Annotated in this window: 2 protein-coding genes; both read left to right on the forward strand. The window is 67.4% G+C overall.

All coding sequences use genetic code 11. The features are described from left to right. Window positions 1-113: 113 nt before the first annotated feature. Complete coding sequence (locus tag Q7C30_RS20425) at window positions 114-3,524, forward strand: amino acid adenylation domain-containing protein (RefSeq protein WP_317872555.1); 3,411 nt, start codon at window positions 114-116, stop codon at window positions 3,522-3,524. Beyond that, a complete protein-coding gene (locus Q7C30_RS20430; RefSeq protein WP_317872556.1) occupies window positions 3,521-14,503 on the forward strand; it encodes a non-ribosomal peptide synthetase in 10,983 nt (3,660 codons plus the stop codon). Before Q7C30_RS20425 ends, Q7C30_RS20430 begins: the two co-directional genes overlap by 4 nt. Window positions 14,504-14,516: the final 13 nt, after the last annotated feature.

Genomic DNA, 14,516 nt, shown 5'->3' on the forward strand with positions numbered 1-14,516 from the left:
GCGCAGCCTCGCAAACACGGGTCATTGCTCGCTAAATCAGGCCCAGGGCCATTCGTTCTTGTTGATGCGAGCGGACCTTCCGCTCGCGCCGCCGACCAGCAAGGACCGAAGACATGAATGCCGCAGACGCCCAGACCCTCTCCCGTCGTTTCATCGAGCTGCCCGAGGACAAGCGCCGCCTGTTTCTCGACGGGATGCGGCGCGAGGGCATCGACTTCGCGCAACTGCCCATGCCGTCCTGCGAGGGGCTGGCCGAGCGCGATGGCCTGTCCTATGCCCAGCAGCGCATGTGGTTCCTCTGGCAACTGGAACCGCACAGTGCCGCCTACAACCTGCCGATGGCGGTGCGCCTGGACGGCGAGCTGCAGGTGGCGGCGCTGGAGCAGGCTTTCAACCTGCTGGTCGAGCGTCACGAGTGCCTGCGTACCACCTTCGCCCAGGACGGCGAGCGCGCGGTGCAGCGGGTGGCGCCTGCCGCGCCGCTGCGCCTGCAACTGATCGACCTCAGCGACTGGCCCGAAGCCTCGCGCTGGACGCAGGCGCAGCAGCAGATGGCGGCCCAGGCCAACCAGTCCTTCGACCTGGAGCGCGGGCCTCTGCTGAGCATCGTGCTGCTGCGCCTGGGCGCGCAGGAGCACGTGCTGCTGCTGACCCTGCATCACATCATCGCCGACGGCTGGTCGATGAATATCCTGATCGATGAATTCATGCGCAGCTACGACGCCCTGGTGGCCGGCCAGTCGCCGTCGTTGCCGGCGCTCAAGGTGCACTACCGCGACTACGCCCTGTGGCAGCGCAGTTGGCTGCAGGCCGGCGAGCGCGAGCGCCAGCTTGACTACTGGCGCGAGCAATTGGGCGATGAGCACCCACTGCTGGAACTGCCCACCGACCGCCCGTACCCGGCGCAACCCAGTCATCAGGGCGAGCGCCTTGAGCGCGTGCTCGACAGCACGCTGCGCCAACAGCTCAGGCAACTGGCGCAGGCGCACGGCGTGACCCTGTCCACGGTCCTGCTGGCGGCCTTCAAGACCCTGCTTTTGCGCTACAGCGGCCAGACCGACATTCGCGTCGGCGGCCTGATCGCCAACCGCACCCGCAGCGAAACCGAGGGGCTGGTCGGCTTCTTCGTCAACACCCAGGTGCTGCGCAGCCAGCTCGACGCGCAACTGCCGTTCGATGCGCTGCTGGCGCGGCTGCATCAGGCCGTGGTCGGTGCCCAGGCCCATCAGGACCTGCCGTTCGATGCGCTGATCGAAGCCCTGCAACCCAACCGCAGCCAGAGCCACACACCGCTGTTCCAGGTGATGTTCAACCATCAGCCGCTGGTCACCGACCTGCACAGCGTGCAGTTGCAGTCAGGTTTGCGGGTCGGTTACCTGAGCGAGCAGCAGCTGGCCGGCAGCGGTCGTCGTCATGCCGCCACCAGCGACCTGATGCTCGATACCCGCGAGGAAGGCGAGCAGGTGTTCGCCGCCTTCACCTACGCCACCGACATTTTCGACCACGCCACCATCGCGGCGCTGGCTGATCACTGGCAGCAGGTGCTCCAGGCGGTGTGCCGCGATGCCGGCCAGCGCCTGGGCGAACTGGCGCTGATGAGCGACGCCCAGCGCCAGGCGCTGCTGTACCCGGTCGCGCCGAGCGAGGCACTGCTGCCGGCCCACCGCTTGTTCCAGGCCCAGGCCGCGCGCACGCCCCAGGCTCAGGCGCTGGTGCTGGCCGGCGTCGACCAGGCGCCGTCGATGAGCTACGCCGAGCTCGACGCCCGCAGCAACCGCCTGGCCCATCACCTGCGTCAGTGCGGTGTCGGTCCTGACCGACTGGTCGGGGTCGCGCTGGAGCGCTCGCTGGAACTGGCCGTGGCCTTGCTGGCCGTGCTCAAGGCCGGCGGCGCCTACGTGCCGCTGGACGTGCAAGCCCCGGCCGAGCGCCTGGCTCAGGTCTGCGAGGACAGCGGCCTGCAGTGGCTGCTCAGCGACAGCACCGTGTTGCCTGCGCTGCCGACCCAGGCGGGCCTGACCTGCCTGTGCCTGGATCGCCTGGCCCTGGACGCGCTGCCCACCGAGCCACTGCCGTGCAGCGTCGAGCCACAGCACCTGGCCTACGTCATCTACACCTCCGGCTCCACCGGACGCCCCAAGGGCGTGGCGGTGAGCCATGGCGCCCTGAGCGAATTCATCGCCCGCGCCATCGACTACAGCGACCTGCGTGAAGGCGACCGCGTATTGCAATTCGCCACCAGCAGCTTCGACGGCTTCATCGAGCAGTTCTTCCCACCGCTGTGTCACGGCGCCTGCGTGGTCATGCGCGATACCCGGCTGTGGGACAGTGCGGCGCTGCACCAGGTGCTGATCGAACACGGCGTGACCCTCGCCGACCTGCCTGCGGCCTATTGGCACTGGCTGGTGCAGGACTTCGCCGCGCAGCCGCCGGCCAGCTACGGCGCGCTGCGCCAGGTCCACGTCGGCGGGGAGGCCATGGCGGTGGACGGGCTGCGCCTGTGGCACCTGGCCGGGCTGGGTCACGTGCGCCTGCTCAACACCTACGGCCCCACCGAAGCCACGGTGGTCAGCACCGTGCACGACTGCAGCGAGCTGCGCCACGACGCAGTGTCCTGGCGTGGCATCCCCATCGGCCGTGGCTTGGCGGCCCGTCGCTTGTACCTCCTGGACGACGATCTCAACCTGCTGCCGCCAGGCGCGGTGGGCGAGCTGTACATCGGCGGTCCGGGCCTGGCGCGCGGCTACCACCGCCAGAGCGCACTGACCGCGCAGCGCTTCGTCGCCGATCCGTTCGCCAGCGGCGAGCGGCTCTACCGCACGGGCGACCGCGTCCGGCTGGATGCCGAGGGCGCGATCGAGTACGTCGGCCGGGTCGATCACCAGGTCAAGGTGCGCGGTTTCCGCATCGAGTTGGGCGAGATCGAGGCGCGCCTGCAGCAATGCCCGGGCGTGCGCGAGGCCGTGGTGCTGGCGTTGCCACTGCACGGCGGCCTGCAGTTGGTGGCCTACGTGGTGCCGGAGGTCGCGGTGCTGGAGGAGGCGGCCGAGCAGACGCGCGTGCGCCAGCAGGTGCGCAGTCTGCTGAAGGCGCAATTGCCCGAGTACATGGTGCCGGGCCATCTGCTGCTGCTGCCGCGCCTGCCGCTGACCGCCAGCGGCAAGCTCGACCGCAAGGCACTGCCGATCCCGGATCCTGGTCAGTTGCAGGCCCAGTACCGGGCGCCGCAGAGCGACCTGGAGCAGCAATTGGCGCAGATCTGGTGCGAGGTGCTGCAGGTCGAGCGGGTCGGGCTGGACGATCACTTCTTCGAGTTGGGCGGGCACTCGTTGCTCGCCGCCCAGGTATTGGCCCGGATCAAGGATCGCCTGGGCCAGGTGGTGGCGCTGCGCAGCCTGTTCGAACGGCCGACGCTGGGCGAGCTGGCTGCTGAGCTGACGCAACAGGCGGCAGGCGGCGCCGACGCCGACGATTGGTCGGAAATGGACGCGTTTCTGGGTTCCTTGGAAGGGGTTGAAGCATGAGCGGCAGCACGGCGGTACGTATTGCACAACGGTTCGTCGGCTTGCCCCTGGAGCAACGCCGGCAATTCCTGGCCAAGCTGCGCGAGCAGGGCAAGGACTTCAGCCTGTTGCCGGTGGTGGAGTCGCGCCATGGCGTCGACAGCCTGCCGCTGTCGTTCGCCCAGCAGCGCCTGCTGTTCCTCTGGCAGTTGGAGCCGCACAGCGCGGCGTACAACATGGCGGCCGCCCTGCGCCTGCGCGGGCGACTCGACGAACAGGCACTGCAACGCGCCTTCGACCACCTGCTGGCGCGTCACGAAGTGCTGCGCACCGTATTCGTCACCGAGGGCGAGCAACCGCGTCAAGTGGTCCTGCCGCCATCGTCACTGCCGCTGCAGCGCATCGACCTGGGTACCGTACCCGGCGAGCAGCGCGAAGCCGCCTTGGCGGCGCAGGTCGAGCAGGCCAGCGAGCAGCCTTTCGACCTGCTCAGCGGGCCGCTGCTGCGCGCCAGCCTGTACCGGCTGGCGGACGAGGAGCAGGTGCTGCTGGTGAGCATGCACCACATCGTTTCCGACGGCTGGTCAATGGACGTGATGGTCCGTGAGTTCGTGCACGGCTACCAGGCCTTCAGCCAGGGCCAGATGCCGCAATTGCCGGACTTGCCGGTGCAGTACGCCGACTACGCGATCTGGCAGCGGCGCTGGCTGGAAGCCGGGGAGGGCGAGCGTCAGCTCGACTACTGGCGTGGACAACTGGGCGAGGAGCAGCCCTTGCTGGACGTGGCCAGCGACTTTGCGCGTCCGCTGACCCAGAGCTTCGAAGGCCAGACCTTGAGCTTCGATTTCGGCGCCGAGCTGTCGCGGCGCCTGAGTGCCAGCGCTCGGGCCCAGGGCATGACGTTGTTCATGCTGGTGCTCAGCGGCTTTTCGCTGTTCGTCTCGCGCCTGTCGGGCCAGCGCGATATCCGCATCGGTGTCCCCAACGCCAACCGCGGACGCGCCGAGGTCGAAGGCCTGATCGGCTTCTTCGTCAACACCCAGGTCTTGCGTTGCCAGGTGGACGAACGCCTGAGCTTCGACGCCCTGCTGGGCCAGGTGCGTGAGGCGGTGCTCGGCGCCCAGGCGCATCAGGAACTGCCGTTCGAGCAACTGGTGGATGCCCTGGTGCCTGAGCGCAACCTGGGCCACAACCCGCTGTTCCAGGTCAAGTTCAACCAGAACGTCGGCATGCAGCGCCAGCGCACCTTGGCGCTGCCGGGGCTGAGCGTGGCCGAGTACCCGCTGGACAAAGCCGGTACTCACTTCGACCTGGCGCTGGACATCACCGACGACGGGCAACTGATCCATGGCCAGATCACCTACGCCAGCGACCTGTACCGCGATGACACGGTGCAGGCGTTCATTCCGGCTTTCCTGCACTTGCTCGGGCAACTGCTCGACGCGCCGCATCTGCCGCTGCACCGCCTGGCGCCGAGCGTCGCGCCGGTCGCTGCGTTCGCCGCGGTGCCCTTGGTGCTGGAGCAGTGGCAACGGCAGGTACAGGCGCAGCCTGACGCCCTCGCGGCGCGCAGCCCCGAACAGCGCCTGAGCTTCGCCGCCCTCGACCAGGCGGCCAATCGCCTGGCTCACCACCTGCGCGCCCAGGGCATTGCCCCAGGCCAGCCGGTGGCGGTGCTGATGGAGCGGTCGCTGGACTGGCTGACCGCCTTGCTGGGCATCCTCAAGGCCGGGGCGGTGTACATGCCGCTCGACACCAAGGCGCCGGATGCGCGCCTGCAACAGATGCTCGCGGCCGCCCAGGCCAAGGCGCTGCTGGTCGCCGCCGATGACCCGCGCGTGCAGCGCCTTGAGGTGGCCGGTTGCCAGGGCCTGGTGTTCTCGCCCGGGCAATGGCAGGCGCAGCCCGACTGCGCGCCGACCCTGAGCCTGTGGGCCGAATCGCCGGCCTACATCATCCATACCTCCGGTTCCACCGGGCAGCCCAAGGGCGTGCTGGTCAGCCATGGCGCCCTGGCCAGCTACGTCGCCGGCCTGCTCGAGCGCTTGGCGCTGGCGCCGCAGGCGAGCATGGCGCTGGTCTCGACCATCGCCGCCGACCTGGGTCATACCGTGCTGTTCGGCGCGTTGTGCTCGGGCCGCACGCTGCACGTGCTGCCCGAGGCGCTGGGCTTCGACCCGGACGCCTTCGCCCGCTACATGGCCGAGCAGCGCGTGGGGGTGTTGAAGATCGTGCCCGGCCACTTGGCGGCCTTGCTGCAGTCTGGTGAGCCAGCCGCCGCGCTGCCCGAGCATGCCTTGATCCTCGGCGGCGAAGCTTGCCCGCCGGCGTTGCTGGAGCAGGTGCGTCGGCTCAAGCCGGGTTGCCGGCTGATCAACCACTACGGCCCGAGCGAAACCACGGTCGGCGTGCTCACCCACGAGATCGCCGAGCTGGCCGCCGATGCGCGCAGCGTGCCGGTCGGCCAAGCGTTGCCCGCTGCCCATGCGCTGCTGCTCGACGACGTGCTCAATCCGGTGGCCGATCAGGTCGCCGGCGAGCTGTACATCGGCGGCGCCAGCGTCGCCCAGGGTTATCTGGGCCAACCGGGACTGACCGCCGAGCGCTTCGTGCCAGACCCGGCGCAGCCGGGGGCGAGGTTGTACCGCAGTGGCGATCGCTTGCGGCGTAATCGCTTGGGCCAATTGGAATTCATCGGCCGCGCCGACGACCAGGTCAAGGTGCGCGGCTACCGCATCGAGCCGGCCGAAGTCAGCCGGGTGCTGCTGGGCCTGGAGGGGGTCGGCGAGGCGGTGGTGCTGGCGGTGCCGATGGACGGCGATGCCGAGCGCCTGCATCTGGTGGCCTGGTGCGTACCGCGTGCTGGCCATGCGCTGGAGGCCGAGGTGCTGCGTCAGCAGCTGCAGGCCCTGTTGCCCGACTATATGGTGCCGACCCAGCTCGTGCTGCTCGAACGCCTGCCCCTGACCGCCAACGGCAAGCTCGACAAGCGCGCGCTGCCAGCCCCCGGTGCGCCACGGCAGCAGTTCGTGGCGCCGCAGGGCATCGTCGAGCAGACCCTGGCTGCGATCTGGTGCGAGGTGCTCAAGCTGGAGCAAGTGGGCAGCACCGACAACTTCTTCGAGCTGGGCGGCGACTCGATCCTCAGCCTGCAGATCATCGCTCGCGCCAAACGCCAGGGCCTCAAGCTCAGCCCCAAGCAACTGTTCGAGAAGCAGACCATCGGCCAGTTGGCAGCGGTGGCCAAGATCATCGAGAAAAAGACCGTGCAGCCGGTCGTGGAGCAGGTCGCTGGCCACCTACCGTTGTTGCCGATCCAGGCGCGCTTCTTCGACACCGACATCGTCCAGCGTGGGCACTGGAACCAGGCGTTGATGCTCCAACCCGTGCAGCCGCTGCGCGCCGAGTGCCTGCGCACGGCCTTGCATGCGCTGGTCATGCAGCATGACGCTTTGCGTCTGCGCTTTGTCCAGGGCGAGACCTGGCAGGCCGAATTCCACAGTGCCGTGGACGCCGACCTGCTGTGGACCCGCCAACTGGACGACCCTGACACCTTGACCGCGCTGGCCGACAGCGCCCAGCGCAGTCTCGACCTGAGCCACGGGCCGCTGCTGCGCGCCGTGCTGGTGACGTTGCCCGACGCTACCCAGCGCGTGTTGCTGGTGATTCACCACCTGGTGGTCGACGGCGTGTCCTGGCGGGTGCTGCTCGAAGATTTGCAGCAGGCCTACCGCGCCGTCGCCAGCGGGCAGGCCGTGAGCCTGCCGGCCAAGACCAGTTCGCTCAAGGCCTGGGCCGAGCGCCTGGGCCTGTATGCCCAGTCTCCGGCGCTGCAGGCCGAGGCCGAGTACTGGCTGGCCTGCCTGGAAGCACCTGTCAGCCCCTTGCCGCTGGACGATGCCAACGCTGCCCGCACCCAGCGCGAGGTGGCCCACGCCACGTCACGCCTGGACGCCCAGCAGACCCGCGCCTTGCTGCAAGTGGCGCCGGCGGCCTACCACACCCAGGTCAACGACCTGCTGCTGACCGCCCTGGCGCAGGTACTGTGCGAGTGGACCGACAGCCCGTCGGTGCTGATCCAGCTCGAAGGGCATGGTCGCGAAGACCTGTTCGACGAACTCGACCTGAGCCGAACCGTTGGCTGGTTCAGCAGCCTGTTCCCGGTGCGCCTGACGCCCGGCAGCGGCGCGCTCGGCGCCGGCCTGTGCGCCATCAAGGAGCAATTGCGTGGCGTGCCGAACAAGGGCATCGGCTACGGCATCCTGCGCTACCTGGGTGAGCCGGCACTGCGCGCACGTCTGCAAGCGGCGCCACAGCCCCAGGTCACCTTCAACTACCTGGGCCAGTTCGACGGCAGCTTCGCCGAGGCCGAGGGCGCGCTGTTCAGGCCTGCCCGGGAGTCGAGCGGCGCCACACAGGCCGAGGACAGCCCCCTGGGGAACTGGCTGAGCATCAACGGTCAGGTCTACCAGGGCGAGTTGGAACTGGACTGGAGTTTCAGTCAGGCGGTACTGCGTCCGGCGACCGTCCAGACCCTGGCCCGGCGTTACGAGCAGGTGCTGGGCGAACTGGTCGAGCACTGCGCTCGGGCACCGCACCAGGGCGTGACCCCCTCGGACTTCCCGCTGGCGAGCGTGACCCAGGCCCAGCTCGACAGCCTGGCGCTGCCCGCCAGTGACATCGAAGACCTCTACCCGCTGTCGCCCATGCAGCAGGGCATGCTGTTCCACAGCCTCTATGCCCAGGCGTCCGGCAACTACATCAACCAGTTGCGGGTCGATGTGCAGGGGTTGGACGTGGCCCGCTTCCGCCAGGCTTGGCAGGATGCGGTGAACGCCCACGCGGTGCTGCGTAGCAGCTTCCCGCAGGACCTGCCGGTGGCGCTGCAAGTGGTGCGCCGCCACGTGTGCGTGCCGTTCAGCGAGCATGACCGCAGCGCGTCGGCGACCCTGGTCGAGGACCTCGACGCGCTGGCCCTGGCCGAGCGCCAGGCAGGCTTCGACCTGGCGACAAGTCCGCTGCTGCGCCTGAGCCTGGTGCGCACGGGCGATGGCCGTCATCACCTGATCTACACCAGCCACCATATCCTCATGGACGGCTGGAGCAGTTCGCGCCTGCTCGGCGAGGTGCTGCAGCGCTATGCCGGTGTCACGCCGGCGCTGGGCGAGGGCCGCTACCGTGACTACATCCAGTGGTTGCAGGTCCAGGATGTGCAGGTCAGCGAAGGTTTCTGGCACGAGCGCCTGGCGGCGCTGGACGAGCCGACTCGCCTGGCGCAGGCGCTCAAAGGCGGGGCGTCGGGCGAAGGGCAGGGCCTCCACGCGCTGGAACTCGACGTGGCGCAGACCCAGCGCTTGGCCGAGTTTGCCCGCGAGCAGCGGGTGACCCTCAATACCCTGGTGCAGGCGGCGTGGCTGATGCTGTTGCAGCGCTATACCGGGCAGTCGAGCGTGGCCTTTGGGGCCACGGTGGCGGGGCGTCCGGCGGACCTCCCAGGTATCGAAGAACAGCTCGGGCTGTTCATCAACACCTTGCCTGTGGTCGCCCGTCCACGTCCTGAGCTGAGCGTGGCGGACTGGGTGCAGCAGGTGCAGGCGTTGAACCTGGCCTTGCGCGAGCACGAGCACACGCCGCTGTACGACATTCAACGCTGGGCCGGTCGCGGCGGCGAGGCGCTGTTCGACAACATTCTGGTGTTCGAGAACTACCCGGTAGCCGAAGCCCTTCAGCAGGCTGCACCGGCTGGACTGCGCTTTGGCGAGGTGCGCACGCAAGAGCGCACCAACTACCCACTGACCGTGGTGGTGCAGGTGGGCGAGCGCTTGCAGGCGAGCCTGGGCTTCGATCTTGCCTGCTTCGATTCATCGGCCATTGCCCAGGTGGCCGAGCACTTCCAGCACCTGCTGCTGCAGTTGCCCGATGACGCCCAGCGTCCGTTGGGCGAGGTGGCATTGCCGCCGTTGCCGTTGCAGGCCGTTGCTGACTATCCGAGTACGAAGTCGATTCACGCGTTGATCGAAGCCCAGGCGGCGCGCGTGCCCGAGGCCATTGCCCTGACCTTTGCCGGGCAGTCGCTGAGCTATGACAGCTTGAACCGCCGTGCGAACCGCTTGGCGCACAAGTTGCGCGAGCAGGGTGTTGGACCGGATGTGCTGGTGGGCCTGGCGGTGGAGCGCGGGATCGAGATGATCGTCGGGTTGCTGGCGATCCTCAAGGCGGGCGGGGCGTATGTGCCGTTGGACCCGGACTACCCGCAGGACCGTCTGAGCTACATGATCGAAGACAGTGGTATTGCGTTGCTGGTGACTCAACAGCATCTGCTGGCCGATCTGCCCGTGCCGGCTTCGGTGCGTAGCCTTGTGCTTGAAGCCGATCTTGATGGCTACAGCGATGACAATCCTGAGCACCTGACTCAGCCGGATAACTTGGCGTATGTGATCTACACCTCTGGTTCGACTGGCAAACCCAAGGGGACCTTGCTCCCGCATCACAACGTGTTGCGCCTGTTCAAAGCGACGGATGAGTGGTTCGGTTTCGGCGCTGATGATGTCTGGACTCTGTTCCACTCCTACGCCTTCGATTTCTCGGTCTGGGAAATCTTCGGTGCGCTGCTGCACGGCGGGCGCCTGGTGATCGTGCCGCGTGAAGTGACGCGCTCTCCAGAGGACTTCCACCAGTTGCTGGTCGAGCAGGGCGTCACGGTGTTGAACCAGACGCCGTCGGCGTTCAAGCCGTTGATGCGTGTCGCGTGTGAAAGCGCTTCCGACCTGGCCCTGCGCTCCGTCATCTTCGGCGGCGAAGCCCTGGACGTGCCTGCCTTGCAGCCCTGGTTCGAGCGTTTCGGCAAAGGCTGCGACAACCTGGTCAACATGTATGGCATCACTGAAACCACGGTGCACGTGACTTATCGCCCGATTCGTTTCGAAGACACGCAACAGACCAGCAGCCCCATCGGCGCTGCGATTCCTGACTTGTCGATGTACGTATTGGACGCCGATTTCAACCCAGTGGCCCCAGGTTGCAGCGGCGAGTTGCACGTCGGCCACGCGGGCTTGGCACGCGGTTACCACAACCGGCCTTCGCTTACTGCCGAGCGCTTCGTACCCGATCCATTCTCTAGCGAGGGCGGTCGTCTGTACCGCACCGGTGATCTGGCCCGTTACCGCAGCCAGGCAGTGATCGAATACGTCGGCCGCATCGACCACCAGGTGAAGATTCGCGGTTTCCGCATCGAGCTGGGTGAAATCGAAGCCCGCCTGCATGCCCACGAGGCCGTACGCGAAGTGTTGGTGCTGGACATCGACGGGGCCGGGGGCAAGCAGCTTGCGGCTTATCTGATCGCGCAGGATGCGCAAGTCGATCACAGCGAACTGCGCGAAGCGCTCAAGCAACACCTCAAATCGCAACTGCCGGATTACATGGTCCCGACCCATTTCCTGGTGCTGAACGCCTGGCCGCTCACCGCCAACGGCAAACTGGACCGCAAGGCCCTGCCCAAACCAGACGCCAGCCAATTGCAAAAGGGCTACGTGGCGCCGCGCACGGCTCTGGAACAGCAACTGGCCGCGATCTGGAGCGAAGTGCTCAACGTCGAGCAGGTGGGTCTGCACGACAACTTCTTCGCGCTGGGCGGTCATTCGCTGTTGGCCACGCAAGTGACCTCACGCATCCGCCAGCGCCTGAACCTGGAAGTACCGCTGCGGGCCTTGTTCGAATCTGCGGATCTGGCGACCTTCGCCCAGGCCGCCGCCGAGGGCAGCGCCAGTCAGGCACCCGCCTTCACCCACGCCGACCGCAGTCAGCCCCTGGCGCTGTCCTACGCGCAGCAACGTCAGTGGTTCCTCTGGCAACTGGAGCCCGACAGCGCGGCCTACAACATTCCCTCGGCCCTGCGCTTGACCGGCGAGCTGGACGTGGAGGCCTTGCGCTACAGCTTCGCCTCGCTGACGGCCCGTCACGAAACCTTGCGCACCACCTTCCGCCAGCAGGGCGTCAGCGCCGAACAGATCGTCCATGCAGCGTTGCCGGTCGCGCTGGACATCGTCGAGGCCTCTGCGGTCAGCACCGATCTGCCGCGCTGGATCGAGCAGCAGGTGCGCCAACCGTTCGACCTGGAGCAAGGCCCGCTGCTGCGCGCACGCCTGCTGCGCCTGGCTGCCGACGAACATGTGCTGGTACTGGTGCTGCACCATATCGTCGCCGATGGCTGGTCGATGCCGATCCTCATCGAGGAGTTGGTCGACGGTTACCAGAGCCACCTTCAAGGCCGTGAACCCGTGCGCCCGGCCCTGGCCTTCCAGTACGCCGACTACGCGGCCTGGCAACGCCAGTGGATGGACGCCGGCGAACAGCAGCGTCAGTTGGACTACTGGCAGCAGCAACTGGGCGGCGAGCAGCCGGTGCTGGAACTGCCCACCGACCGACCGCGCCCGGCCGTGCAGCAGTACGACGGCGCACGCTTGCCGATCGACTTGCCACCGGCGCTGGTGGCGCAACTGCGGCAACTGGCGGCACGTCAGGACGTCACCTTGTTCATGCTGCTGCTGGCCTCGTTCCAGACCCTGCTGCACCGTCACTCCGGGCAGGCGGCCATTCGTGTCGGCGTGCCGGTGGCCAACCGCACCCGTGCCGAGACCGAGGGCTTGATCGGATTCTTCGTCAACACTCAGGTGCTCGATGCCCATTTCAGCTCGCCACTGCGCTTCGACGCGCTGCTGCAGCAGGTCAAGCGCACTGCCCTCGGCGCGCAGGCCCATCAGGAGCTGCCGTTCGAGCAACTGGTCGAGGCCTTGCAGCCGGAGCGCAGCCTGAGCCACAGCCCGCTGTTCCAGGTGATGTTCAACCATCAGGCCCAGGTCTCGGGCGAGGCGCGTCAGATCGCCGGACTGCACCTGCAGGCCATCACCGCCGACAAGCACAGCGCGCCGTTCGACCTGACCCTGGACACTGTCGAGCACCAGGGCGGGTTGAGCGCGACCTTCACCTACGCCACCAGCTTGTTCGATGCCGTCAGCGTCGCCCGACTGGCCGAGCACTGGCGCAACCTGCTGCAGGGCATCTGCGACGACGCCACGCAACCGGTCGAGGCACTGCCGCTGCTCGCGGTCGCCGAGCGCGAGCGCACGCTGTACCAGTTCAATGACAGTGCCACGGTCTATCCACGCGAGCAGAGCGTGGTGCAGTTGTTCGAAGCCCAGGTGGCTCGCACGCCGCAGGCCACGGCTGCGGTACTTGGCGAGCAGTCCCTGAGCTACGAAGCACTCAATCGACGGGCCAACGCGCTGGCTCATCACCTGCGCTCATGCGGTGTCGGCCCCGAAGTGCTGGTGGGCATCGCTGTGCCGCGCAGCTTCGATCTGCTGGTCGGTCTGCTGGCGGTGCTCAAGGCCGGCGGTGCCTATGTGCCGCTGGACCCGCAGTTCCCTCGCGACCGCTTGGCCTACATGCTCGAAGACAGCGGCGTCGAGCTGCTGCTGACCCAGAGCGCGCTGCTGCAACAATTGCCGATCCCGCAGCAGGTGCAGTGCCTGTGTCTGGACCAGGCGCTGCCACGCAGACTGCGCGAGGACAATCCACCGTGCCTCACCCAGGCGCAGAATCTGGCCTATGTGATCTACACCTCTGGCTCGACCGGCAAGCCCAAGGGCGTGACCATTCGTCACGACGCGTTGGTCAACTTCCTTTGCAGCATGGGCCGCGAACCAGGGCTGGCGGCCCATGACAAGGTACTGGCGCTGACCTCGCTGTCGTTCGACATCGCGGCATTGGAACTGTACCTGCCACTGCTGAGCGGCGCCTGTGTGGTGCTGCTGGACGAGCAGGTCAACAAAGACCCGCAGGCCCTGCTGGCGGTGATCGCGCAGCAGGGTGTGAGCGTCATCCAGGCCACGCCATCGACCTGGCGCATGCTGCTGGATGCTGCCGCGCCCCGGGCCTTCGCCGGCAAGACCGTGCTGTGCGGCGGCGAAGCGCTCAGCGCCGAACTGGCCCAGCGGCTTATCGACCACAGCGGTCATGTGTGGAATGTCTACGGGCCGACCGAGACCACCATCTGGTCGGCCTGTCACTACCTGACCCACAGCGACGATGTCTGGTTGGGCCGGCCGTTGGCCAACACCCGCCTGCATGTGCTGGGTGACACGTTGCAGGTGCTGCCACAGGGCGCACGTGGCGAGCTGCTGATCGGCGGCGACGGCCTGGCCCGTGGTTACCACCAGCGCCCCGGCCTCACCGCCGAGCGCTTCGTGCCTGATCCTTACGCCCGCGAGCCGGGGGCACGGCTGTACCGCACCGGTGACCTGGTGCGCTACCGCGAGGGTGGCGTGATCGAGTACGTCGGCCGTCTGGACCACCAGGTGAAGATCCGCGGTTTCCGCATCGAACTGGGCGAAATCGAAGAGCGTTTGCTGGCGCACCCGGCCGTGCGCCAGGCGTCGGTGATCGATATCGACGCTGCCACCGGCAAGCAACTGGTCGCCTACCTGGTACTGCACCACGCCGAGGACAGCGCGGACAGCCTGCGTGCGGCGCTGCGCAGTCACCTCAAAGCGGGCCTGCCGGACTACATGGTGCCCAGCCACTGGGTGGGCATACCGGCCATGCCGTTGACGCCCAACGGCAAGCTCGACCGCAAGGCCCTGCCCATGCCTGACCCGCGCGCGTTGCAGCCTGGCCACGTGGCGCCGGTCAGCGAACTGGAGCGAACCCTGGCGGCGATCTGGGCGCAGGTGCTGCACGTGGAGCAGGTAGGGCTGCAGGACAACTTCTTCGAGCTGGGCGGCCATTCGTTGCTGATCGTGCAGGTGATCGCCCAGGTGCGCGAGCAACTGGGTGTCGAGCTGAGCCTGAACCAGTTGTTCGAACAGGCCACCTTGGCCGACTTCGCTCGACTGGTCGACAGCCTGCGTGGGCAGCGTGCCAGCGCCCATGACGAACTGACTAAATCCCTGGAGGCACTGAAACGTCTTACAGCACAGGAAATAGATAATCTGATCGCTTAGCGGGAGACCTTCA

Source organism: Pseudomonas sp. RAC1 (genome assembly GCF_030658255.1).
Taxonomy (GTDB): domain Bacteria; phylum Pseudomonadota; class Gammaproteobacteria; order Pseudomonadales; family Pseudomonadaceae; genus Aquipseudomonas; species Aquipseudomonas boreofloridensis.